Source organism: Nonomuraea sp. NPDC003707 (assembly GCF_053587055.1).
On record NZ_JBSFNK010000023.1, the window covers coordinates 100,797 to 124,714 of the forward strand.

Genomic DNA, 23,918 nt, shown 5'->3' on the forward strand with positions numbered 1-23,918 from the left:
GCTCCGTGCTCCGTGCTCCGTGCTCCGTGCTCCGTGCTCCGTGCTCCGTGCTCCGTGCTCCGTGCTCCGTGCTCCGTGCTCCGTGCTCCGTGCTCCGCGGCCCGTCGTCCGGGACCCGGGGCCCGTGGTCCGCAGCCCGTGGTCCGGGACCCGTGGTCCGTAGTCCGTCCTCCGGCGTCCGGGGTCCGGGGATGCGGGGGCGGGGTTCCTCCCGCCCGGAGTCCCTCTCGCCCGCAAGTATCCGGTCCGGCCTTGTCGGTCCGATGCCCCTGCTCATCGCTCCGGCAGCCCCTCGCCCGACCACCTCCAGCGACCCTCTCGGCCGACAGCCCTCCGACGACCCCCTCCAGCAGACCTCTCCCGGCAGATCCAACCGATCCCCGCCGACAGACCTCCCCCACGCGAGGGAAAGCCTCTCGCCAGACACCTGCCGGAAACTACGTCACCCGCGAAGGGCTCCGCGTCGCAAAGCGACCTATCCGTCGCGGGACGCTGACACCAGGCCCGCCTCGTAGGCGATGATGACGAGCTGAACGCGATCACGGGCGTGCAGCTTGGTCAGCAGCCTCGTCACGTACGCCTTGATCGTGGCAACGCTCAGAACCAGGTCGGTGGCGATCTCCGTGTTGGACAGCCCACGAGCGATGAGGGTCAGCACCTCGCGTTCCCGATCGGTGATGCCGTCGAGGGACCGATGGCGCGGACCGGGCTGAGGGCGAGCAGCGAACTCCTCGATCAGCCGACGGGTGACACTAGGCGCGATCAGGGCATCTCCCGCAGCGACCACGCGAATCGCCGCAAGAATGTCATCAAGCGCCATGTCCTTGACGAGAAACCCGGACGCCCCGGACCGCAACGCCCCGTACACGTAATCGTCCTCGTCGAACGTCGTCAGGACGATGACGCGGGCATCGGTGGGGCCGGCCGTGATCAAGCGGGTGGCCTCGATGCCGTCCATGCCAGGCATGCGGATGTCCATCACCACGACATCGGGCCGCAGTTCCTCGGTCTGGCGAACCGCCTCCGTACCCGTTCCCGCCTCGCCGACGAGCTCGAGATCCGGCGCGTCGGTGATGACCATCTGCAGGGCGGTCCGAATGAGCGGCTGGTCGTCGGCCAGCAGGACACGGACGTTCATCGCACCCGCGCCGGTGCGGGCAAGCGTGCCACCACCCGAAACCCGCCTTCCTGACGTGGCCCGGCAGAGAAGACGCCATGCAGCAGAGCCACTCGTTCACGCATCCCGACCAGACCATACCCAACCCCCGCCTTACGCCCCCGACCTGGCCCCCGGCCACCCCCAAACCCAAAACCACGCCCAGCACCAGAGCCGGAGCTGTGGGCAGTGACAGCACCGAGACCAGGACCGGGGCCCGGACTGAGGCTGGCGTCGGAACTGGGACCGAAGGGGGAAGCGGGGTCGACGGCGGAGTTGAGATCGTGAGCGGGAGCTGCGGCAACGCCCCGGCTGGGGTCCGGGGAAGAACCCGAACCGGGGTCCAAGGAAGGACCCGGACCACGGCCCAAGGAAACGCCCGCACCAGAGTCCGAGGCAAAGGCCAGACTGCGGCCCGAAGAAAGACCTGAACTCGAGCCCGCGGAAAGATCCGAACTGGAGTCCGAGGAAAGAGCCGGACTACGGTCCGAGGAAAGAACCAGACTGGGACCCGAGGGAAGGACCGGGATGGGGTCCGCAGGAAGAGCCCGGATGGTGCCCGAGGAAAGAGCCAGACTAGGGTCCGGGGCAAGGCTGGGGTGAGGGCTGGGTGCGGGGTCGATGACCTCGATGGCCAGTTCCTCATCACCGAAGTCGATGGTCACCTGGCACGAGGGGTGCTCGGCATGGCGGGTGACGTTGGTGACCGCCTCCTGGACGATGCGGTAGGCGGACATGTCGATCTCCGGAGGGAGCGAACGCCGTACACCCCGCCAGCGCACCTGGACCTGAACACCGGCGGCCGTCGTCGTCGCGGCAAGCCGCTCCAGGTCGGCCAGCCCAGTCGGGGCGAGGCCCGGGTCAAACCGGGCAGGGCCCAAGTCGAGCGGCGCCAGGCCCGAGTCAAGCGGGGCCAGGCCGGAGCCGAGCGGGGCTGTCGAAGGTGCGGGGCCAGATTCGGGTTGACCGGGAGGCACAGTCGGCGGCACCTGGCCCGATTCGGGGTAATCGGACCGCGTCCGCTGTGGCAGCTCGACCGACGCGTGCTGGCTGAGCGACCCGTGCTGACTGAGCGACCCCTGCGGGCTGAACGACCCCCGCGGGCTGAGCAACCCCTGCTGGCTCCACCCGGCCAATGCATCCTGCCCCTGCTCGACCTGCGCAGGCGGGCCGAGCGCCACATCCGGGCCCTCCTCAGCCGACGCAAACCCGCCGAAAGACCCATCCGGCCCCGATTCAATCGGCGCACACCGACCTGCCCCCTTCTCAACCGGCCCGGCCACTGCAGGCCGGTCGAGGGGCACACCCGACCTCAGTTCCACCGGCGCATAAGGGCCGAACCCCTCCTCAACCAACGCGGATACACCGAATGGAGCACCCGACCCCAGCTCAGCAGGCGCGCACCGACCGAACCCCTCCTCAATCACCGCAGGCCCACTGAACGGAGCACCCGACCCCGGCTCAACCGGCGTGCGCTGGGTGGGCCCTGCTTCGACCGGCGCGGATCGGCTGGACGACGCGTCCGGTCGCTGCTCGGTCGGTGCGAGCCGATCGGGCAGCGCGCCCGGTTGCTGGTCGACCGGCATGGAGTGGCCGAACGGCTCGCTCTGCGGTGGCTGGGCTGGAATGGGCAGCGTGCCGGGTTGCTGGTCGACCGGTGCGGAGCGGGCGGACGACTCGCTCTGCGATGGCTGGGCTGAATTGGGGTGAGTGGTGGGTGTCGTTTCTCGTGGGTGGGGTGGCTCGGGGTGGCGGAGGGCGCCCAGCATCCGGCGTAGGCCGGACAGTGTCTCGCGGCCGACCGTCTCGATCTCGCCCAGCGCTTCGCGGGCGCGTACGGGCTGAGTGTCGATCACTCGCCGGGCGGCACCCGCCTGCAGGGCGATGATGCCGATGCTGTGCGCGACCATGTCGTGGAGCTCGCGGGCGATCCGGAGGCGTTCGCTGGTGATGGCTTGGGTGGTGGCCTGGATGCGCAGGCTCTCGGCGTGGTCATGGGCCTGGTGCACCGAGCGGCCGACCAGCCAGGCGATGACGGCCGTCATGGCCACGGCGAGCTCCGCCGAGGTCCCGACGACCCAGCCGAAGAGCAGCCGCGTCCCTAGATAGCCCGCCAGCGTGATGAGCGCCATGGTGATGGCGGCGATGCTCGTACGGCGTGGGGCGGTGGCCGCGATGAAGTAAAGGGCGGCGTCGACTGCCAGGAACTGGGCCGCAGGGATCTCTGCTACGCCCAGGGGCATGCACGCCACGGCGGAGGCGGCCAGCAGCAGGGTCAGGGCCGGGAGTGGGCGGCGGTCCAGCAGGATGCTGCCCGCCACGACCAGCGCGGTGGCCACGATCAGGAACGACAGGCCGTCCCAGCGGTAGAGCAACGCACCTGGACTGTAGGCGGGCTCCGCCTCACCTGGCAGCCTGACGCGCATCAGGAACGTGAGCGCCAGGCCCGCACACCAGGCCAGTGCCGTCCAGAGGCCGGACGGCACCCGCCTCAGGAGCGGGAGGGGTGGGGTGACCTGCATGGGCCGATGGTAGCTGCGTGATGTTGGGCGGGGCATCGGACCACGGTCGTACATCTTGGGTCCACCCTGGGTCGTTGGAATGCGGTCGTGGGTTCGATGTGGCGGGGATGTCGGGTGCGGCAGCGTCGCCTGGGTGATCGAAGTCCATGAAGAAGTCCCATGTAGCGGGACCGCGACCCGAGCCGGCCGGGCGACACAAGCAAGGCCGCCATGGTGGTCAGCCAGGCGGACGTGGTGGTGCTCGAGGCCGGCGGGCTGGTCGGACAGGCAAACACCGTTCAACGCGAAGCTGGCGGCGTGGTACGCCCGGATTGCGTGGGGGTGTGGGAGGAGGTGGCTGAGGGCTAGGGAGGGGGGAGCGCTTCGGGGACGGAGTCGGTGGCGTTTTCTGGTTGGCGCGTTTGTCACCGTCGCCATGGGCGTGCCGGTTTCGGGGGCGGCGTGGCCGGGGGCCGTGGCGGCGCCCGCACCCGATCATCTCGAGCCGCTCCGGAGCGCCGCTCCCGCTGCCCTTGCGCGGCGCTATGCCGCGAGCAGGGAGGACATCCGGGCGGCTGAGCGGATGGCGGTCCGGTATGGGCATCTGTGGCGGGCTGCGATGTTGCGGGACATGGCGGATGCGTCCCGCCGGTTCCTGGCCTTCGACGGGCGTGATGGCGGCCGGGCCGTCGAGGTGTTCGGCGATCTGGCGACTGCCGGCAGGATCGCCGTGCTGGTCCCCGGCTCCGACACCAATCTCGACAAGTACGGACTCCTTCGCGGCGGAGCCATGCGGCTGCGGGAGGCGCTCGGGGAGCGGGCCGCCGTCATCGCATGGCTCGGATACCGGACCCCGAGCACCGTCAGTCTGGCCGCGATGTCGGCCGGCTGGGCCGATGGGGCCGTCCCCGGGCTGCGGGCGTTCGTACGGGAGCTCGCCGCCGCCAAGCCTGCCGCCGCGATCTCGCTGCTGTGTCACTCGTATGGTTCCGTGGTGTGCGCGCGGGCCGCGCCCGGGCTGGATGTCGGCAACATCGTCCTGTACGGGAGCCCCGGCGTGATCGCGCCCGACGTCGCCGCCCTGCGGACGAGGGCCACCGTCTGGGCCGGCCGGGGCGGCGGGGACTGGGTCGCGCGCATCCCGAACGTACGGCTCCGTCTGCCCTTCCTCACTGCCGGGTTCGGCACCGATCCGGTGTCCCCGAAGTTCGGTGCCCATGTCTTCGCGGCGGGCGGCGGTGGGCACAGCGACTATCTCAGGTCCGGTTCGCCGGCGTTGGAGAACATCGCCAGGATCGTCACCGGGCAGGCCGTCCGCGAGGTGGGCCGTCATGCGTGACCCCGCTCGCGCGCGACCCTGGCGGTACCGGGCCCTCGCGCCGTTGCGTGACCTCGTGCGGCGGGTCGAGCGTGCCACCCCGCCCGATCGTGACCGCGCCATCGACGCTCTCCGGGCAGGGGCCATCGGTGGTGTCGTGCTCGGGCACTGGCTGGTGACGGCGCTGGTGCTCGACAGCGGCGCGATACGGGTGGCCAGCCCGCTGCGGTACATGCCGCAGCTGGCCCCCGCGACCTGGCTGTTCCAGACGCTGGCGGTGTTCTTCCTCGTGGGCGGGTACGCGGCGGCGAGGAGCCTGGGCGCGGCGGCCGGGACGTACCGGCAGTGGCTGGGCGCCCGGCTGGCGCGGCTGTTCCGGCCGGTCGGCGTCGTGCTGGCGGTATGGAGCGTGACGGTGGCCGGGATGCTGGCCGCAGGAGCCGACACCGTGACCGTGGCCAGGCTGGTCAAGCTGGTGCTGTCGCCGATGTGGTTCCTGGTGGTGTTCGCGGTGCTGACGGCGGCGACTCCCCTGGTGGCCCGGTTACACCCGATGTGGCCGCTGGTGACCGTCGCGGTGATCGATCTGGTCCGGTACGGCGTGGGCGGGTCCTCGTGGGTCGGCGCCGTCAGCGTGCTCGCTGGCTGGCCGGCGTCCCTCGGGCTGAGCGACTCGCTCGGATCCATAAAGGTCCTGGCCGGGTGGCTGGAGTCCCACGGACTGAGCGAGTCGCTCGGTTCCGTGAACGTCGTGGCCGGGTGGCTGGTGCCGTACTGCCTGGGTGCGGCCTGGGCACGCGGGGCGCTGCGGAGTCGTACCGCCGGGTGGGTGTTGTTGGTCGGCGGGGCGGTGGGAGCGGTGGGGCTGGTGGTCGGGGCGGGGTATCCGGCGTCCATGGTCGGGGTGCCCGGCGCCGCCGTCTCCAACCTCGACCCGCCCACGCTCGCGGCCGTCTCCTTCGGCCTGGCCCAGTGCGGGGCGGCCCTGCTCCTGCTCGGCCCGCTGCGCCGGGTGCTGCGGCGGCCGGCCGTGTGGGCGGCGGTGGCGCTGGTGAACCTGTCCGCGATGACGATCTTCCTGTGGCACCAGAGCGCGATGATCCTGGTCACAGCGCTCGGGCTGCTCGCGGGCGAAGCCCTCCCCGGCCTGCACACGGTGCCCGACGGGCCCGAGTGGGTGCTGGCCCGGCTGGGCTGGGTGCCGGTGTTCGGGCTGGCGCTGGCGGTGTGCTGGGTCGCGTTCCACGCTCGCGAGCGGGCGCCGTCCAGAAAGACGAGCTTGGCGAACGCGTAACCAGTAGGTTACGCTTTAACCGTGGACGAGGTGGCAGGGGCGATCGCGGACCCGGTGCGGCGGCAGATTTTGGAGATGCTCAGGGACGGGCGACTGTCCGCCGGGGAGGTCGCCGAGCGGTTCGCCATCAGCCGGCCCGCCGTGAGCAGGCATCTGCGGGTGCTCAGGGAGAGCGGGCTGGTTCGCGCGGAGCTGATCGGCAGGCAGCGCTTCTACGCGCTCGAACCCGAGCAGTTCGACGAGCTCATCACCTGGCTCGCCCAGTTCGGCCGACCCTCGGGGTGGGAGCACCGCCTGGACGCGCTGGAGACCGAGGTCTACCGGACCCGCCGCGAGCGCCGCCCGACCACCGAGAGCAAGAGCAGCAGAGAGGAAGAATCAGCATGAACCGTATCCCCACCGGCCGGTTGTTCGGGACGAGCGAGGGGAGCGACCTCGTTCTCAGCCGGACGTTCCGCGCGCCCGCCGAGGACGTGTGGGCCAGCATCACCGAACCCGACCGCACCGCCCGCTGGTTCGGCCCGTGGGAGGGTCACGGCGCGCCCGGCCAGACGATCAAGGTGCGGCTGGTGTACGAGGAGCAGGCCCCCTGGTCCGAGATGCGCATCGAGGCATGCGAACCGCCGAGGCGGCTGGCCCTGTCCGCGCTGGACGAGTTCGGGGCCTGGCGGGTCGAGCTGCTGCTGGAGGAGCGCGACGGCACGACGGAGCTGCGGTTCGTCCACCATCTCGACACCGAGGACGCGATCGGCGAGGTCGGCCCCGGCTGGGAGTACTACCTCGACATGCTCGTGGCCTCCCGCGACGGCTCCCCCACGCCGGACTTCGACGACTACTATCCCTCGATGCGGCCCTACTTCCTCGGGCTGTCCCGACAGGGCTGAGGACTGTCCCGACAGGGCTGGGGGAATGCCTCCCGGCAGGGCTGACGGATTGTCGGTGGCGGCTGGCACAGTGGGCGCGTGCCTCAACCGCTCAAGGACATGATCAACGCCGAGTCCATATCCGTGCTGGCCGACGGGCTGGCCGCCGCCTGGGCGCCGTTCCCACGGGCCGCTTTCACCGCGCGCGCCCTGACAGGGCTGGAGGGCTTCGAGCTCAAGGACCGTGTACGGCATGTCGCCGCGGCCCTGCACGACGCGCTGCCGCTGCCCTACCCGCAGGCCGCCGAGGTCGTGCGCGAGTGCGCCTCGCGGGTCGCGCTGGACATGTGGAGCGGCTGGCCGGCCACCGATCACACGGCCGTCCAGGGGCTCGACCACCTGGAGGCGGGGATGGGCACGCTGGCCGTGCTCACGCCGTACGCGACGGGCGAGTTCGCCGTACGGCCCTACCTGGAGCGTTACCACGACGACGCGCTCAAGATCATGTACGGCTGGGCGGAGTCCCCCGACGAGCATCTGCGCCGTCTGGCCTCCGAGGGGTCGCGCCCGCGGCTGCCGTGGGGCGCCCGGGTGCGCTGGCTGATGGCGCCGGGGCCGACCCTGCCCCTGCTCGACCGGTTGCGCGACGACCCGAGCGAATACGTCCGCCGCTCGGTCGCCAACCACGTCAACGACCTGGCCAAGGACCATCCGGAGGTGGCGCTGGAGCTGCTGGCCCGATGGCGTTCCGACGGCGGGTCGCACGTGGAGAAGGTGCTGCGGCACGCCGTACGCGGGCTGCTGCGCTCCGGCCATCCCGAGGCGCTGGCGCTGGTGGGCGCCACCCCGGGCAGCGGCGCGGTCGACCTGCTGGCCCTCGATTCCGACACGGTGGCCGTCGGCGGCAGGCTGGCCTTCGCCGTCACGGTCACGTCGGGCACGCCGGGTCCTGTGCTGCTCAAGTACGCGATCCGGCGGGCGGGCTCGCGCCGGGTGTTCCACCTTGGCCGGCGGGAGGCGGAGGGTCCGGGCACGACGTTCACCGTGCGCAAGAGCCATTCCTTCCGCCCGGTCACCACCCGCGACGAGCCTCCGGGCACCCGGGAGCTCGACGTGATCGTCAACGGCAGGGTGGCGGCCAGCGCCGCGTTCACACTGGTGGAATCATGACCGTCGACCTGCTCGCTGTCGTCTGGTGCCTCGACGGCCGAGGCTGCCTGCCAGGGCCGGAGGAGTCATGAGCGTCGATCTGCTCCGCGTCGAGCTCGGCGTCATCTGGCATCTCGACGACCGAGGCCGTCTGCCGGGGCCTGAGGAGCTGGTGATCGGCGTGGCGGCCGACGGCATGACCGCCGCGGTCCGCGCCGACGTGCCCGACCCGGTCGCCACGCAGCTTCTCGACCTCGTCTCCCAAGGCGTCCCGTCGTCCCCCGGCCACCCGCCTGACATCCTGGCGCGGTGTGACGCCCTGCTGGGCGGCGGGCGGGCGGTGTCCGGAGGGCCGTGCTATCTGGTGCGTCCGCCGCTCAGGTTCGAGGCGCCCGCCGAGGTCATCAGGTCGGACGACCCGTCCCACGCCGCACGCCTGAGACCGCTGCGCCCAGCAAATTGGGAGCCCGCGGAGTGGGACGAGCTCCTCGCCGGCGGCGCGGGCGCGCCCTGGGCGATGATTGTCGAGGACGGACAGGTGGCCGCGATCTGCCACAGCGCCCGGCTGACCCCCGAGGGGGCCGAGGCGGGCACCTGGACCTCGCCCGCCTTCCGGGGCCGCGGGTACGCGGCGGCGACCACTGCCGCGTGGGCCGGCCTGCTGCCGGGCATCCGCCTGTTCTACAGCACCAGTGCCGACAACCACTCCTCCCAGCGGGTGGCCGGACGGCTCGGGCTCGACGCGATCGGCCGGCTCTGGAAACTCACGCCTCGCGACTCGACAGCCTCACCGACGTGATGCCGTACCGCCGCCTGCTCTGGAAACTCACATCCCGCAGCTCGGCAGCCTGATGCCGCTGGCTCCTGCGGCTCGACAGCCTCACGGACGTGATGCCGTGCCGTCGTGGAGGACTTCCCGTTCCCACCGTTCCCGAGGCTGGGTGTGCAGGCGCCAGTAGTGTTCGGCGATGTCGTCGGGGTCGAAGGCCGTGCCGGGCGCGACCGGTCCGGCCACGGTGACGCTGGCCACGTGCACCCCCGAGGGCCCGTACTCCTGATCGAGCAGCGCAACCAGCGTCCGCACGCCCGCCTTGCCGAGCGAGAGGCTGACGTACCGGGCCTTGGGCTCGGGCATCCCCCCGGTGATGAGGAACGACCCGCTGCCGCGCCGGGCCATCGCGGGCGCCACGTGCGCGGCCGCGACGAGCGCCCCCACCACGTTCACGGCCCAGGCGTCCAGCTGGGCCCGCACGCTCGCCTCGCCCGGCGCGTCCGGCCGGATGATCGCGGCGTTGTAGACCACGGCGTCCGGCGTGCCCAGCTCGGCGGCGGCCGCGTCGAGGGCCGCCCTGAGCTGGTCCTCGTCGGCGCTGTCGGCCTTGTACGCGAGCACCCCGTCCAGGTCGAGCGTCGTGCCGGTACGCGAGACGAGCACGACCGGCAGCCCCTCCCGCGCGAACCGGCGGGCGACGGACCGGCCGATCCCCGGCCCCGCTCCGATGATCACAACTCCAGGCATCATCGGCTCCTTTCCGTTGTTGTGATCGGAAGCTAAGGCGTCACATCGATGTGAAGGTCAAGGAGCATATGAAGATCGGAGAGCTGGCCCGCCGCACCGGGGTGAGCAGGCGGCTGCTGCGCTACTACGAGGAGCAGGGGCTGCTGCGGCCGGTGCGGCTGCCCAACGGCTACCGCGAGTACGGCGAGCCGGACGTTGCGTCGGTGCGCCACATCCGTACGATGCTCGCCGCCGGGCTCCCGACGACCGTCATCGCCCTCCTGCTCCCCTGCGTCCACGACGACGGTGACGGGATGGTGCCGACGCCATGCCCGGGCATGGTGAACAACCTGCGGAAAGAGCGCGAGCGCATCGCCGGGACGATCGAGCGGCTGCAGACGTCCCAGCGCGCCCTCGACACCATGCTCGCCACCGTCCTGCCGCCCGCCTAGCGCCGGGCAGGCCCGGGGCGCAGGTCGGTTCGCGCCTCGCCCGTGGCCGGGTCGTACGGGTAGGAGACGTGCTGGTGGATCATCACCCAGGAGCCGTCGCGCCGCTCGAACACCCGCGTCCCCCGCGACCACGTCTCACCGCCCCCGCCGACGCGCACCCGGTTCAGCCCCCACGCGACCGCGAGGTCCTCCCGGGCCATGACCCTCAGCTCAGGCATGTCGAAGCGGACGTCGGGGCCCTCGTCGAGGCCGCGCGCGCAGACCTCCCGCACCGCTTCGACGCCCACGTACTCGAGCGGCACGTCGTGCTCGTACGACACGACGTCGTCGGCGATGGCGGCCATCATGCCGTCCAGGTCCTTGGCCGCGGTGCCCGCGTACCACCGCTCGTGCACCCCGCGCACCTCCCGCACGGCCACCCCGTCGTCGGCGATCGGGAACGAGTGGTGCTCGTGCGCGACGACCCACCGGCCGCCCTCCTCGCGCAGGCCGAGCGTCAGCCGCAGCCGCCGGTCGTCGGCGGGCATGCCGCACCGCAGCAGCGCGTACGCGAAGGCGACGCCGTCACCGGCGACGACGTCCAGCGACTCGATCTCGAACGCCGCCCCCCGCGCCTGCCACTCGAAGAACGGCGGCCAGGCCTTCTCGTACGCCTCGATGCCGCGAACGTCCTCCGGCACGTCGAACATCACGATGTCCGCCGCGTGGTCCGCGAGGACCGTCTCCAGGTCGCCGCGGTGCACCGCCTCGGCCCAGCGCAGGACGAGGTCGCGGATCTGGTCTTCGTTCGTGGACATGGGTGGGGTCCTTCCGGGTCGATACCTTCGTTCCGGACGTACAACCCGGGCGGATCCCGAAACTCATCGCACTTCCTCGGGAAGGCCGAAACCGGCGAAATCGGCCTCCAGGAACGACACCACCTCCGCCACCTGACCGCCCCGCACCACCAGCAGGTCCAGCCCGGCCGGGAGGTAGGCCGCCCGCTTCTGGTCCCACATGTACGTGCCGAACGCCAGCTGCCCGTTGGCCCGCGCGGGCAGCATCCGCCAGCGCTCCTTGAGCGGCCCGCCGAGCAGGAACCCGCGGATGCCGTCGCGCCCCTCGAACCAGGCCGCCAGCGGCGGCATCGAGTACTTCGCGTCCTCAGCCAGCATGGCCACGATGGCGTCCACGTCCCCGGCCTCCCAGGCGGCCGCGTACCTGCGGGCCAGCTCCCGGCTCCCCGCCTCGCCCAGCTCGCCGAGGGTCTGCCGCTGGGTGCTCGGGGGAAGCAGCTCGGGGAGGTTCTTCCTGGCCCGCTGGAGAGCGCTGTTGACCGCCGCGACCGTGGTGTCCAGCAGGTCGGCGACCTCGCGGGCGGCGTACCCGAGGACGTCGCGCAGCAGCAGCACGGCCCGCTGCACGGCCGACAGGTGCTGCAGCGCCGCCACGAACGCCAGCTCCACGCTCTCCCTGGCCACCGCCCGCGCCTCGGGTCCGAGTCCCGCCGTCCAGGCCATCAGACTGTCCGGGTACGGCTCCAGCCACGCCACCTCGCCACCGGCCGGGTCGAGGTCGGCGGGCAGCTCGCGGCGGCCCCGGCTCTCGATGAGCGTCAGCGCCCTGTTCGTCGCGATCCTGTACAGCCACGGTCTGATCGACCCGCGGTCCTCGAACCGCGCCAGGTTCCGCCACGCGCGGTCCAGCGTGTCCTGCACGGCGTCCTCGGCATCGTGGACGGACCCCAGCATCCGGTAGCAGTGGGCCCGCAGCTCGTCCCGCAGCGGCCCGACCAGCCGCCCGAACGCCAGGTCGTCCCCACCCCGCGCCGCGGCCAGCAGCTCCGCCGCCGTCGTCGCCTCGCCCGTCGTCGCCTCGCCCGTCGTCGCCTCGCCCGTCGTCGTCTCACCCGCCGCCGTCGCCTCACCCGCCATCGCCTGTCCCCCTCCCGGTGCGCCCAAGCTACCGCGCCCGGATCGCCGCGCTCTGCCACGATTGAGGGGAGATGACGACACACTGCGCCCTCTGTGGCGGCGGCACCGTGACCCCGGACGGCCACTGCTGGGACTGCGGCCAGGCCCAACCGGCCTTCCGCTCACATCTGGAGATCACGACCGGCGGCGGGGCGGGGGTCAGCGACCGCGGGCTGCGGCGCGGCGTCAACGCCGACGCGATGGCGCTGGCCGGGGACGGCGCGTGGACGATCGGTGTGGTGTGCGATGGCGTATCCATGTCGCCCCGCTCCGAGCGCGCCGCCCGCATCGCGGCCGACACGGGCGCGGCCACCCTGGCGGCGCGACTGCGGGCGGGCGCGCTGCCGGAAACCGCGCTCGCCGACGCCGCGACCCGCGCGGGCGCTGGTCGGGCGGGCGGGCGGGCGGGCGTTGGACGCGGGAGGGCACGACAACGTCACCGCCGTGCTCCTCGCGGTCACGGCGTAGACACGCGCTCCGATCAGGGCACTCCGCCGTCGCCGCGCCGGACGATTCCCGTCTCGTATGCCAGCACCACGATCTGCACGCGATCACGCAGATCGAGTTTGGCGAGAATGCGGCCGACATGGCTCTTGACCGTCGCCTCCGAGACCGTCAGAGCCTGGGCGATCTCCACGTTGGAGCGGCCCCGCGCCACCTCCATCAGCACGTCCCGCTCGCGCTCGGTGAGCCGGTGCAGCAGTTCGTCGGCCGCCGTGCGGCCGGTGTCCGGGTCCGGCAGGTGGGCGGCGAAGGCGTCGATGAGGCGGCGGGTGACGGCGGGCGACACCATGGCCTCCCCGGCGGCGACCGCGCGTACGCCCGTGAGCAGGTCCGCCGGGGGCACGTCCTTGAGGAGGAAGCCGCTGGCCCCGGCCCGCAGGGCGGCGTAGACGTACTCGTCGAGGTCGAACGTGGTCAGGACCAGCACCCGCGACGCGGACCCCGAGCCGACGATGCGCCTGGTCGCCTCGATGCCGTCGAGCACCGGCATGCGCACGTCCATCAGCACCACGTCCGGCCGCAGCGCCCGGGTCATCGAGACCGCCTGCGCGCCGTCGCCCGCCTCCCCCACCACCTCCAGGTCGGGCTGGGCGTCGATCACCATGCGGTAGCCGAGGCGCTGCAGCGGCTGGTCGTCCACCAGCAGGACCCCGGCCGTCACGACGCCACCACGCCGTCGTCGAAGCGGAGCCGAGCGCGCACCCGCCATCCCGCGCCGGGCACCGGCCCGGCCTCCACCTGCCCGCCGTACGGGGCGGCACGCTCGGCCATCCCCATCAGCCCGTGTCCCCCTTGGGGTGCCATTTCCGCATCCGTCCGGTCGTCGGGGGCCACGGCGCGGCCCGCGCCGTCGTCGAGGATCTCCAGGTCGGCGGCCTCCGGGGTGTAGGAGAGCCGGACCCGTACGCGGGCGCCCGGACCCGCGTGCTTGAGCGTGTTGGTCAGGGCCTCCTGGACGATCCGGTAGACGGCCAGGCCCGCCCCCGGGCCCCACGCGCCGGGCATGCCCTCGTGGGTGACCACCAGCCGCAGGCCGGCCGCGCGCACCTGTTCCAGGAGGCGGTCGAGGTCGTCGAAGCCCGGCTGCGGCGCCCGCTCCTCGCGCAGCAGCCCGACCAGCCGCCGCATCTCCGACAGCGCCTCCCGTCCCGTCGCGGCGACCTTCCCCATCGCGTCCGCGGCGCGTTCGGGCCCCGTGTACGTGGCGCCGTCGGCCAGCGCGACCATGACGGCCAGGTTGTGGGCCACGATGTCGTGCACCTCTCGGGCGATCCTGGCCCGTTCGGCGGCCACCGCCAGCCGGGCCTGCTGGTCGCGCTCCCGCTCCAGGTGACGGGCCCGATCCGCCACGTACGCCCGCCGCAGCCGCAGGACGACCCCGGCCAGCGCCGTGGCCACCGTGAGCGAGGCCACCCCGATCATGACCGGCCAGCCCGGGTCGTCACGCAGCCGGCCGAGCCCCATGGCCAGCACGGCCGCCCCGGCCGCGGGCCACAGGTGGCGGGCCGGGCGGTGCCGGGCCACCGCGTACACGGCGACGAGCGGCACGAAGACCAGGAAGACGCCGGTGAAGCGGCCGACCAGCACGCAGCCCGCCACGAGCGCCATGACCGCCCAGAACACCAGCACGGGGGCTTTGCGCCGCCACACCAGCGGCACGTGCACGGCGGCGAACCACACCCAGCCGGCCCCCGTGACGCCGGTGCCCGGCTCGAACACGCCGGGGGCGCCGCCGCCGCCCATCGTCACCGGCACGCTCACCGCCGCGACGAGCCCGGCCAGGCAGGCGTCCACCACCCTCGGGTAGCGCTGGGCGAGGGCGCGAAGTCGGCGCACGCTCCCCAGGCTAGGGCCGCCCGGCGCGCCACGCACCACCCGGCGGCCCACCCCCGCCCCCGGCCCGACCATCGCCTCCACCTCCGGCTCAGGCATCGCGCCGGCGCAGCAGCACGGCCGCGCCCGCCAGGGCCACCGCGACCCAGGCCAGGGACACCGCCGTCCCGGCCGCCGGGCCGAGCACGGGCACGCCGTCGTCCCCCACGTGGTACATGGCCTGCAGCGCCAGCGTCGGCAGGTACGGCAGCACGGTCTCCCGCACCGCCCCGGGCAGCGCCGCGAGGAGCACCGGCGGCAGCAGCACCAGCACCCCGACGTAGACGGGCACCGCGGCCGCGGTGTGCCGCAGCATCGTGCCGATCGCGAGGCCCAGCAGCGCCACCGCGACCGTCGCGGCGGACACCCCCAGGATCGCCCGCACGACCCCGGGATCCCCCAGCGTGATCGGATGGGCGGCGAACGCCTGGTTGGCCAGGAAGGCAAGCAGGGAGGTCACGACCATGAGCGGCCCGGTCGTCACGACCAGGACCGCGGCCTTGGCCCACAGCACCGGCAGCCGCCGCGGCACGGCCGCCAACGTGGCCCCGATCAGCCCGGACCCGTACTCGCCCGTCATGACCAGCGCCCCGAACACGCCGAACACGACCGCGAACACCAGGAACCCGCCCCCGACCGCCTGCGTCACCCCGCCCGGAGCCTCGGCGGCCCCCGAGGCGTTCCAGCCGATCAGCGCCGCCAGCCCGACCAGCAGCTGTGGCACGACCCCCATCACCACCCAGGTGGAGCGCAGCGCGAACAGCTTGGTCCACTCCGCGCGCACGACCCTCCCGAACGTCAGCCCGCTCATCGGATCCCCCTCTCGCTCCGCGTCAGCTCCATGTACGCCTCTTCCAGCGACGCCTGCCGCGGCGTCAGCTCGTGCAGCGCCAGCCCCTCGCGGGCGGCCAGCGCGCTGATCGCCTCCCCGGCCAGCCCGCCCACCTCGAGCACGCCCGCCTCGGCACTGGTGGTCACCGAGGCTCCGTGCCGTACCAGCAGATCCCGCAGCTCCGCGGCGCGCGGGCAGCGGACCAGCACCGCGTCCGTCCCGGCCCGCGCGATCAGTTCGGCCACGGAGGTCTCCGCCAGCAGCCGCCCCCGGCCGATGATCACGAGCTGCCGCGCCGTCAGCGCCATCTCGCTCATCAGGTGGCTGGACACCAGCACGGTGCGCCCCTCGTCGGCCAGCGACCGCAGCAGGGTGCGCACCCACAGCACCCCGTCGGGGTCGAGCCCGTTCACCGGCTCGTCCATGATCACCACCGACGGGTCCCCGAGCAGCGCCGCCGCGACCCCGAGCCGCCGCCGCATGCCCAGCGAGAACTCGCCCACCCGCCGCCCCGCCACCGAGGACAGCCCCGCCAGCTCGAGCACCTCGACCACCCGGGCGGGCGCGATCCCGTGCGTGCGGGCCGGCGCCAGCAGGTGCTGGTACGCCGTGCGGCCCCCGTGCGCCGGCGTGACCTCCATCAGCGCCCCGACCTGCCGGAGCGGGTCGGGGTGTTCGGCGTAGGGCCGGCCGTTGACGGTCGCGGCCCCGGCGCTGGGCCGGTGCAGCCCCAGGATGACGCGCATGGTGGTGGACTTGCCCGCGCCGTTGGGGCCGAGGAACCCGGTCACCTGGCCGGGCCGTACCGTGAAGGACAGATCGCGTACGGCGGTGACGCCGCCGTACCGCTTGGTGAGCTCCCGTACCTCGATCATGCCTTCGACGCTAGAAGAGGGCCCTTCGGCGGACGACCGACCAGAGGCTGAACCCCGAGGCCCCGGATCTCCGCCGGAAGTCGGGCCCGTTCCGCTCACAGCAGCAGCGTCAGGCCGCCGATCGTGTAGCAGACCATGAGGACGAACAGCGGGATCTGGCCCGCGACCGCGCGGCCGGGCGGCAGGAGGCGGACGGAGCGGTCGTGGGCGGCCACCACCCCCACCACGTGGCCGATCACGATGGCCAGCACCTGGACGACGGCGATCGTGGCGGGTTCGACGGCGTTCGGGTCGGGCTGGGCGGCCACGCCGAGCGCCAGGAGGAGGCCGTGCCGGCCCTCGATGACCAGGAGGGAGAAGTAGTGGGCGATGAGATAACCGGTGGCGATCGGCACCAGCGAGTGGGCGAAGCGGGCGGTCAGCCCTCTGGTGCCGCCGATCAGTCCGGCCGCGCCGAGGCAGGCGGCGTACAGGAGGGCCACCCCCGCGACGGTGGCCAGCAGGCCGAGCGTGCCCAGCCCGGTGCGGCCGAGCGGGCCTGACTGGAGGGCGTTCACCCAGGCTGGGGTGCCGGAGAAGCCGTCGTACGCGGTGCCGCCGAGCAGGACGCAGACGGTGGCGACCAGGCCGGGGGCGGGCTGGATGGCGTCGAGGCCGTCGAAGGGGCTGCGCAGGACGCGGTCGCCGTTCGCCTTTCTGCCGAGGGGTGACAGGTGGCCGATGAGGGTCGAGTACACCTCGAACGGGTCACCGCGTTCCAGCCAGGCGTGGCCGTAGACCAGGGTGCCCGCGAGCTGGGTGGACGCGTACAGGGCGCAGAAGGTCAGCAGCGTGAGCGGGGCCGCAGGCTCGGGGGCGACCAGCTCCGTCCAGGTGAACGCGAGCAGCCCCGCGGCGGCGGGCCAGTAGCCGAGCCCGCGTGGGAGCGGGCGCCGGGGCCGGTCGGGCAGCAGCCGGAACGGGCTCAGCGCCCGCCACACCGGGCCGAACAGCAGCGACGCCGGGACCAGACCCACCCAGAAGAGCACATACACCAGGTACGGCCCTGCGTTCCCGTCCGCGGGACCCGCCACGAGCCGGCCGATCGTGTAGGCGGCGAGGACAAGGGTCAGCACGCGCGCCGGGCGGTCCGGCAAGCGCAATGGGATCACCAGGCCCGCCCGGTCGCCGCGGAAACGGGAGTCGGCCCAGAGCAGCCCGAGCGCCAGGAACGAGACGACGAGCGCCGCGAAAGCGCCCGCGTAGGCGTAGAAGAGCGGGATCGGCAGGTCGCCGCGCGTACCGATCCCGTGCGCGAGGACCCCCGCCGTCACCGGACCGCCAGTTGCGTGAGGACCAGCTTGCTCCTGTGGGTCTCCACCTCGAACACCCCAGTCAGGCCGGCCGTGAAGCGCACGGTCGCGGGCACCCCCGGCCGCAGCTCGGCCTCGATGTCGTAGCCGTGAACGTGCAGCTCGTCGGCGACGTCGCTGGTCACCGTGATGCTGACCTGCCGGCCCTTGGCCACCTCCAGCCAGCCCGGCGGCGGGCTCACCTGGCCGCGGGCGACGGTGATCACGGCGTCCGCCTGCCCGCTCGGCGCCACCGTGGCCACCTCGTGGCTGTTGCCCGGATTGTGGTGGGTCTCCGACAGCGGCCCGCACGCCGTGACGAGCCAGCCCGCCAGCACGCACCCGGCCATGCGGACGAACCCGCTCACGCGCTCACCTCGGCCTCGGCGGGCGTCTCCCGCGCGGTGCCCCTGCGCCGCGGCGCCAGCACCACGACCGCGCAGAGCACCCAGAGCCCGGTCAGCAGCCCCCGGATCCACCCCGGCCCCAGCGGGACGACAGGGATCAGGTACACCAGCCGGTCGAAGGCGTCGGCGCAGGCCAGCAGTCCCACCACGATCGTGAGCAGGCCGAACGCCGGCCGCCTGCCCCGCAGGGCCGCACCCAGGCAGAGCCACCACGCCCCCATGAGCAGCAGCGCGGCCCCGGCCTGCGACGTGCTGTCCACGGCCGCCGCCAGCACGTCGAGCACGAGCCCGGCGGCCCCGGCGACGCTCCCGGCCACGACCAGCCGGTGCCGGCGCCGGACGATCGCCGTCACCGCGGGCGCCACGCCGTTCCCCGACCGGCCGTCGCCGCCGTGCCGGCGCGCGCCCCGCCGCGAACGCCACCAGAACAGCCCCAGCAGCAGCCCGAGCACCGCCGACCCGCCGAGGGCGAGCTGCGCCTCCACCTTGCCGAGCCCCGAGGCGCCGAACCAGTCGCACCCGGCCGGCAGGCGGGCCTGCGAGGCGCTGAAGTCCGCGCACAGGTACAGCTTGATCAGCTTCACGGGCTCGGCCAGCAGGCGGGTCGCGCCGCCCGACAGCGCGGGCGCCGTGGCGGCGCAGACCGGCAGGACGGCGGGCGACGACGCGCCCGTGTCCCCCTGCCAGCAGTTGCCGGTGCCCTGACCGTCCCACCACACGTCCAGCCCGTTGGGCCGCCGCTCGCCCGTCGGGCTCACGCCGAACACGTTGCCCTCGTAGCGGTTGTAGTCGGAGGTGTCGGCCTGCTTGGCCAGGTCGTTCTCGCCCCTGATGAACGCGGGCACCCCGAACAGGTGGAAGGCCGCCCGCCGATGGCCCCAGACGCGGTTGTTCCTGAAGACGTTGTAGTTGCCGCCCGCGACCAGGATGCCCGTCCCCGGGGGCACGCCCACCTGCGAGCACACCACCCCCCGCTCGTAGCCGCGTTCGGCCGGGGGTTTGGCGCAGGTGCCGTCGCGGGTGTAGCGGTAGTAGTCGCGATTGTTGTCGTAGATCTTGTTGTTCTCGAACTTGGCGTGGTTCTGCGGCAGTCCGGGGTGCGAGGGCCAGAGGCTGTCCATCGTGGCGCCGACCATGTTGTCGTAGAACTCGTTGTCGTGCACCCACATCGAGTCGCCGGCGGTGCCCGAGTAGCCGAGCGCGTTGTCGTGGCTCTTGCAGCGGCGGATCTCGATGGCGTACCTGGGGACGTCGTGGCCGCGGCCGTCGTTGAGGTTGGAGGCGCTGCCCGGGTAGAGGCCGCCGTCGCCGTTCCCGTACGCCTCACAGTCGGTGTAGAGCCCGTGGTCGCTGGCGAAGGTGAGGAAGCCGTACTCGTCGTTCCAGCGGGTGAGGACGCGGTCGATGACGAAACCGTCGGTTTCGAGCACGTACAGGGAGTTGAACGTGGTGCGCTGGGCGGTGAAGTTCCGGAAGTAGATGCCATTGGTACGGTCGGCGCGGACGGCGTTGAGCTTGCGGTACTCCGCGTCGATCACGACGTCGAGCGGATCGGCTCCGGTGCCCTCGATCTGCAGGTCCTTCTTGCCGAGGATGGCGACGAGGTTCTGGTTGTGGGGGCACTGACGCTGCTGTTCGAAGGAGAGGATCTGGTAGCCCCACGTTGACCATCGGGCGGGGAGCTGGGCGCAGGCGCCGGTGGGGGCGGGCTGGCTGGGTTCCTCGCGGTAGAGTCCGGGGAGAATGGCGATCGTCATTCCGGGGCGGTCGACCTGGTCGACGGCTTCTTGGAGGTGCCTAACCCCTTTTTGCTGACATTTCGCGAAAAGGTCTAGGTTGCGGGCTTTGAGCTCCCCCGGAAATTTCGCGATTCGACGCTCAAAGTCGGCTTTATCCGTCTTGCACACCAGCAGATCCGGCTCCCCGGACCGCAGCACCGGCACCGTCCCCGTACCATCAGGCAGCGTCACCGGACGCTCCTCATGGGCGAAAGCGGTGCCGCCGGATAACAGCAGACCTGACGTGAGCACGACGATTGTCGCGATTTTTCGCATGGGGGGCATGGCCGCGAGATTAGAACAATGCTCACGTTCTGCCTAGGCCAAAACGATCACACCTACGGACCCCCGTTGCCACAAACCCACCTGAGGCAAAGCCCGGCGGGGGCGGCGCTAACACGCCCCCGCCGGGAGTCATCATCCCCGAGGTCCCGTACCTCCGAAAACGGCACTCACGCCATCATCCGAAGGACACGGCACAGGCCCGGGACATGCGCAGGTGGCCGCCGTCTGCCGTCAGGGGGCCATTCCCGCCAGCGCCACGTCCACGACGCGTTCGGCGAGATCCACGTCGAGGTCACCGGCCGGACCCCACTTGGTGAACCAGAGCATGGTGCCGGTGAGAACGGCCATGCCCATCGAGACGTCCAGGTCGGCGCGGAGCTCGCCGTTGGCGATGCCGCGCTCGATCACCGCGCGCATCGCCTGCCTCCGAGGCTCGATGGCCCGCTTCATGAACCGGTCCATCAACTGCGGATACCGATCGGCCTCGCTCATGGCGATCTTCATCACGCAGCGGTTGCGGGCCACACCCGACTCGCTGCGCATCGCGTCGAGCAGGGAGATCAGGTCGTCACGCACCGACGTACCGGTGAGCGACGGCACCGGGGCCTTGAGCGTGGCGAGGGCGTCGACGACCAGGTCCTCCTTGTTGGACCAGCGCCGATAGATCGTCGTCTTGCCGACACCCGCCCTCGACGCGATGGCCTCGATGGACAGATCGGAGACGCCCATGCCCTCGCCGATCAGATCGAGGGTGGCCTCGATGATCGCCTTCTCGGCCTTCTCGCTACGCGGACGCCCCGCCGGACGGGCAGTCCCTGATTCCTGGATCGTCATCGCTGCCTCACCGTATATCTACATGCGTCGTTCTTGTGAGAAGGGGAGGAGACGCGGAACGACTGGGCACGTCGATCTCCCGCTTTCGTCGGTGCCGCCCGGTAGGTTGCTCGGCATGTCCCGCTATCGCCTGCAGCCCACGCCTTCCCAGGAAGTGGCGTTGCTGGACCATTGCGGGCACGCTCGATTCGTGTGGAACCTGGCCGTCGAGCAGCACACCCACTGGCGGCCGGGTCGCAAGAGCGCACCCGGTTTCGCCGAGCAGTGCCGCCAGCTGACCCAGGCCCGCGTGGAGTTCGCCTGGCTGCGAGCGGGCTCGGTCATCGTCCAGCAGCAGGCGCTGAAAGACTTCGCCCAGGCGGTGGCGCGATTCTTCGCCGGCACCCACCGTAGACCGACCTGGCGCAGGCGTGGCCGTGGCGAAGGGTTCCGGATCGTCGCCGTGCGGGCGAGTGATGTGCGGCGCTTGTCCCGAAACCTCGGTGAGGTCAAGGTGCCCAAGGTGGGATGGGTACGTTTTCGCTGGTCCCGCTCCATACCGGAAGGCGTGAAGTCCTACCGGATCACCCGCGACGCCGCCGGACGCTGGCATGTCGCTTTCGCCGCGATCCCCGTGCCGATCCCCGCACCGGGCACCGGTGAAGCAGTCGGCGTGGACCGCGGCGTGGCCGTGTCTGCGGCGCTGTCCACCGGCCAGTTGCTCACCGCGCCCGGTCTGCGAGACGCGGACAAGGTGCGGCTTCGACGGCTGCTGCGCAAGCTCGCCCGCGCCAGGCGCGGCTCGGCCCGGCGTACCCGAGTCAAACGAGCGATTGCCACGTTGAAGGCGCGTGAGAGGGATCGGCGCAAGGACTGGGTGGAGAAGACCAGCACCGATCTGGCACGCCGCTTCGATGTGATCGCCGTCGAGGACCTGAAAATCCGCAACATGACCCGGTCGGCCAAAGGCACCCTGCGCATGCCTGGCAGGAACGTTGCCCAGAAAGCCGGGCTGAACCGGTCGATCCTCGCGGCGGGCTGGGGACAGCTGGTCGAGCGGCTGGAGCAGAAGGCGCGGAGCCGGGTGGTGAGGGTCAACCCCGCGTACACGAGCCAGCGGTGCTCGGCGTGCGGGATCGTGGACGCGAAGGCGCGCGAGAGCCAAGCCGTCTTCCGCTGCCGATCCTGCGGATACGCCGGTAACGCCGACGTGAACGCGGCCAGGAATATCAAGCTGGCGGCAGGGCATGCCGTGACCGCGCGGAAAGGGCCACGGGTTGCCGGGCCGGTGCACCGCGAACCTCAACCTGTCCTCCTCTCCGCGTGAGATGGGTTGGAATCCCCCGCCTACCGTTCCAGACGGGGGAGGATGTCAAACTACAGCCGGTTCTTTCTGTTCCGCCTGCGAGACTGGGCGCGTCTTGCCCGGCATCCACTTCGCCACCACTGCGACGCCGACCAGCGCGATCACCGCCGACACCAGCGCCGTCACGTGCATGCCGTCGACGAACGCGACGAACGCGGGCTTGATCAGCGCCTGGCCCCTCTCGCCGAGCGCCTGGGCGACGCCCATCGTCTGCACGATCGACTCGCCCGCGGTGTGCTGGACGTCGGCGGGCAGGCCGGCCAGCGCGGGCGTGATCTCGCCGCGGTAGTTGGACGACAGCACCGAGCCGAGCACGGCCACGCCGAGCGCGCCGGCGACCTGGCGGACGGTGTTGCTCATGGCCGAGCCGACGCCGGCCTTCTCCCTGGGCAGCGACTCCATGATGGCGGTGGTCGCGGGCGGCATGATGTTCGCCATCGCGGCGCCCTGGACGAAGAAGATGACCTCGATCAGCACGATCGGGGTGTCCTGGCCCATGAGCGCGTAGCTGGCCAGGGCCGCCGTCACCACGATCATGCTCACGGTGGCCGACAGCTTGGCGCCGAACCGCTCGTTCACCCGCTGGCTGAGCGGCGCGAAGATGAGCTGCGCGGCGGCGAACGGGATCATCAGCGCCCCCGCCTGCACCGGCGAGAAGCCCAGCACGGTCTGCAGGTAGAAGGTCAGGAAGAACATCCCGCCCATCATCGCGAAGAAGACGATGCCCATCATGCCGATGGCCGAGCTGAAGCGGACGTTGCCGAAGTTGCGGACGTCGAAGATGGGGTGGTCGATGCGCCGCTCCCACCACACGAACGCACCCAGCACCACCAGCCCGAACAGCGTCGGCACCAGGACCTCCGCGCTGAAGACGGTGCCGAGGCCGCCGCCGCGGATGATGCCGTACACCACGGCCACCAACCCGATGATCGACAGCAGCACACCGACCGGGTCCAGCCTGGACGGCTTCGGGTCACGCGACTCCGGTACGAGGGTCGCGATGAGGATCATGGCGATGATCACGATCGGCACGTTGATCAGGAAGACCGAGCCCCACCAGAAGTGCTGGATCAGCAGGCCACCCGTGATCGGCCCGATCGCCACCGCGAGACCCACACCACCGGCCCACACGCCGATCGCCTTGCCCCGCTCACCGGGCGGGAAGACATTGGAGATGATCGCCAGGGTGGCCGGCATGATCGCCGCCCCGCCGATGCCCATCGCCGCCCTCGCCAGGATCAACTGCATCGGATCCTGCGAGTAGGCGCTGGCGAGCGAGGCCAGGCCGAACAGCGCCATGCCGATGAACAACATCCGCTTGCGCCCTGTTCGGTCGCCGATCACCCCGAACGTGAACAGCAACCCGGCGAACACCAGCGTGTAGGAGTTGATCGCCCACTCCAGCTCGCTCTGCGTCGCCCCCAAGCCGACCGTCTTGTCGGCGATGGTCTTCATCGCCACGTTGAGGATGGTGTTGTCCAGCACGACGGCCAGCAGGCTGAACACCAGCACGCCGAGGATCCCCCATCGGCGTGGATGGCCCGCGTTCGGGTCCACTACTACGTCTCTCACGAAGAGCCCCCCAATTTCGATACGTACGAGTTTCGCAACGACACCGTATCGCAAGCTATTCCGATACGCAACGGTCCCGTTTCGTAAACCCTGGGTTAAC

Annotated in this window: 24 protein-coding genes; 9 read left to right on the forward strand and 15 right to left on the reverse strand. The window is 71.8% G+C overall.

The window, feature by feature from the left end:
• Positions 1-475: 475 nt before the first annotated feature.
• Both ACWDRB_RS43035 and ACWDRB_RS43040 read right to left on the reverse strand, forming a co-directional pair.
• Positions 476-1,138 (reverse strand): response regulator transcription factor, encoded by a 663-nt coding sequence (locus tag ACWDRB_RS43035; RefSeq protein WP_350728770.1) that lies wholly within the window; start codon positions 1,136-1,138, stop codon positions 476-478.
• Complete coding sequence (locus ACWDRB_RS43040) at positions 1,135-3,678, reverse strand: histidine kinase (protein ID WP_449904003.1); 2,544 nt, start codon at positions 3,676-3,678, stop codon at positions 1,135-1,137. Before ACWDRB_RS43040 ends, ACWDRB_RS43035 begins: the two co-directional genes overlap by 4 nt.
• A gap of 210 nt (positions 3,679-3,888) precedes the next feature.
• On the opposite strand from ACWDRB_RS43040, the gene ACWDRB_RS43045 reads away from it, so the two are divergent.
• The 7 genes from ACWDRB_RS43045 to ACWDRB_RS43075 all read left to right on the forward strand — a co-directional run bounded on the left by ACWDRB_RS43045 (position 3,889) and on the right by ACWDRB_RS43075 (position 9,080).
• Positions 3,889-4,026 (forward strand): hypothetical protein, encoded by a 138-nt coding sequence (locus tag ACWDRB_RS43045; RefSeq protein ID WP_449904006.1) that lies wholly within the window; start codon positions 3,889-3,891, stop codon positions 4,024-4,026.
• Between the two features lie 262 nt (positions 4,027-4,288).
• Complete coding sequence (locus ACWDRB_RS43050; RefSeq protein WP_449904009.1) at positions 4,289-4,996, forward strand: alpha/beta hydrolase; 708 nt, start codon at positions 4,289-4,291, stop codon at positions 4,994-4,996.
• On the forward strand, positions 4,989-6,269 hold the full coding sequence (locus tag ACWDRB_RS43055) for an acyltransferase family protein (protein WP_449904011.1): 1,281 nt from the start codon (positions 4,989-4,991) through the stop codon (positions 6,267-6,269). The genes ACWDRB_RS43050 and ACWDRB_RS43055 overlap by 8 nt, the downstream gene beginning before the upstream one ends.
• A gap of 21 nt (positions 6,270-6,290) precedes the next feature.
• Positions 6,291-6,656: a metalloregulator ArsR/SmtB family transcription factor gene (locus ACWDRB_RS43060; protein ID WP_449904014.1), complete on the forward strand. Its 366-nt coding sequence runs from the start codon at positions 6,291-6,293 to the stop codon at positions 6,654-6,656.
• Positions 6,653-7,153 (forward strand): SRPBCC family protein, encoded by a 501-nt coding sequence (locus ACWDRB_RS43065; protein WP_449904017.1) that lies wholly within the window; start codon positions 6,653-6,655, stop codon positions 7,151-7,153. The genes ACWDRB_RS43060 and ACWDRB_RS43065 overlap by 4 nt, the downstream gene beginning before the upstream one ends.
• 78 nt (positions 7,154-7,231) lie before the next feature.
• Positions 7,232-8,302, forward strand: coding sequence for a hypothetical protein (locus tag ACWDRB_RS43070; protein ID WP_449904019.1), 1,071 nt, complete (start codon positions 7,232-7,234; stop codon positions 8,300-8,302).
• Positions 8,303-8,369: 67 nt separating this feature from the next.
• The gene (locus ACWDRB_RS43075; RefSeq protein WP_449904022.1) at positions 8,370-9,080 is read left to right on the forward strand and encodes a GNAT family N-acetyltransferase; all 711 of its coding nucleotides are present in this window, start codon (positions 8,370-8,372) and stop codon (positions 9,078-9,080) included.
• A gap of 81 nt (positions 9,081-9,161) precedes the next feature.
• On the opposite strand, the gene ACWDRB_RS43080 is transcribed toward ACWDRB_RS43075, so the two are convergent.
• Complete coding sequence (locus ACWDRB_RS43080; protein ID WP_449904025.1) at positions 9,162-9,803, reverse strand: SDR family NAD(P)-dependent oxidoreductase; 642 nt, start codon at positions 9,801-9,803, stop codon at positions 9,162-9,164.
• A 65-nt stretch (positions 9,804-9,868) separates the two neighbouring features.
• On the opposite strand from ACWDRB_RS43080, the gene ACWDRB_RS43085 reads away from it, so the two are divergent.
• The gene (locus tag ACWDRB_RS43085) at positions 9,869-10,231 is read left to right on the forward strand and encodes a MerR family transcriptional regulator (protein ID WP_449904028.1); all 363 of its coding nucleotides are present in this window, start codon (positions 9,869-9,871) and stop codon (positions 10,229-10,231) included.
• On the opposite strand, the gene ACWDRB_RS43090 is transcribed toward ACWDRB_RS43085, so the two are convergent.
• The 11 genes from ACWDRB_RS43090 to ACWDRB_RS43140 all read right to left on the reverse strand — a co-directional run bounded on the left by ACWDRB_RS43090 (position 10,228) and on the right by ACWDRB_RS43140 (position 20,901).
• Positions 10,228-11,028 carry a YybH family protein gene (locus ACWDRB_RS43090; RefSeq protein ID WP_449904031.1) on the reverse strand — a complete coding sequence of 267 codons (801 nt, stop codon included), beginning with the start codon at positions 11,026-11,028 and terminating at the stop codon, positions 10,228-10,230. The genes ACWDRB_RS43085 and ACWDRB_RS43090 overlap by 4 nt on opposite strands.
• 63 nt (positions 11,029-11,091) lie before the next feature.
• Positions 11,092-12,144 (reverse strand): sigma-70 family RNA polymerase sigma factor, encoded by a 1,053-nt coding sequence (locus ACWDRB_RS43095; RefSeq protein ID WP_449904034.1) that lies wholly within the window; start codon positions 12,142-12,144, stop codon positions 11,092-11,094.
• Between the two features lie 161 nt (positions 12,145-12,305).
• Positions 12,306-12,623, reverse strand: coding sequence for a hypothetical protein (locus ACWDRB_RS43100; RefSeq protein WP_449904037.1), 318 nt, complete (start codon positions 12,621-12,623; stop codon positions 12,306-12,308).
• Positions 12,624-12,664: 41 nt separating this feature from the next.
• Positions 12,665-13,348, reverse strand: coding sequence for a response regulator (locus tag ACWDRB_RS43105; RefSeq protein ID WP_449904040.1), 684 nt, complete (start codon positions 13,346-13,348; stop codon positions 12,665-12,667).
• Positions 13,345-14,523: a sensor histidine kinase gene (locus ACWDRB_RS43110; protein WP_449904043.1), complete on the reverse strand. Its 1,179-nt coding sequence runs from the start codon at positions 14,521-14,523 to the stop codon at positions 13,345-13,347. The genes ACWDRB_RS43105 and ACWDRB_RS43110 overlap by 4 nt, the downstream gene beginning before the upstream one ends.
• An 88-nt stretch (positions 14,524-14,611) precedes the next feature.
• Positions 14,612-15,370, reverse strand: coding sequence for an ABC transporter permease subunit (locus ACWDRB_RS43115; RefSeq protein WP_449904045.1), 759 nt, complete (start codon positions 15,368-15,370; stop codon positions 14,612-14,614).
• Complete coding sequence (locus tag ACWDRB_RS43120; RefSeq protein WP_449904048.1) at positions 15,367-16,266, reverse strand: ABC transporter ATP-binding protein; 900 nt, start codon at positions 16,264-16,266, stop codon at positions 15,367-15,369. Before ACWDRB_RS43120 ends, ACWDRB_RS43115 begins: the two co-directional genes overlap by 4 nt.
• A 95-nt stretch (positions 16,267-16,361) precedes the next feature.
• Positions 16,362-17,579, reverse strand: coding sequence for a hypothetical protein (locus tag ACWDRB_RS43125; RefSeq protein WP_449904050.1), 1,218 nt, complete (start codon positions 17,577-17,579; stop codon positions 16,362-16,364).
• Entirely contained in the window at positions 17,576-17,965 is a 390-nt protein-coding gene (locus ACWDRB_RS43130; protein WP_449904053.1) for a hypothetical protein, read from the reverse strand. The genes ACWDRB_RS43125 and ACWDRB_RS43130 overlap by 4 nt, the downstream gene beginning before the upstream one ends.
• Positions 17,962-19,761, reverse strand: a complete 1,800-nt coding sequence (locus ACWDRB_RS43135) for a right-handed parallel beta-helix repeat-containing protein (RefSeq protein ID WP_449904056.1) — start codon at positions 19,759-19,761, stop codon at positions 17,962-17,964. The genes ACWDRB_RS43130 and ACWDRB_RS43135 overlap by 4 nt, the downstream gene beginning before the upstream one ends.
• 537 nt (positions 19,762-20,298) lie before the next feature.
• A complete protein-coding gene (locus ACWDRB_RS43140) occupies positions 20,299-20,901 on the reverse strand; it encodes a TetR/AcrR family transcriptional regulator (RefSeq protein ID WP_355206266.1) in 603 nt (200 codons plus the stop codon).
• Positions 20,902-21,016: 115 nt separating this feature from the next.
• On the opposite strand from ACWDRB_RS43140, the gene ACWDRB_RS43145 reads away from it, so the two are divergent.
• Positions 21,017-22,207 carry an RNA-guided endonuclease InsQ/TnpB family protein gene (locus ACWDRB_RS43145; RefSeq protein ID WP_449904059.1) on the forward strand — a complete coding sequence of 397 codons (1,191 nt, stop codon included), beginning with the start codon at positions 21,017-21,019 and terminating at the stop codon, positions 22,205-22,207.
• Positions 22,208-22,252: 45 nt separating this feature from the next.
• On the opposite strand, the gene ACWDRB_RS43150 is transcribed toward ACWDRB_RS43145, so the two are convergent.
• Entirely contained in the window at positions 22,253-23,818 is a 1,566-nt protein-coding gene (locus ACWDRB_RS43150; RefSeq protein WP_449904062.1) for an MFS transporter, read from the reverse strand.
• Between the last annotated feature and the right edge of the window lie 100 nt (positions 23,819-23,918).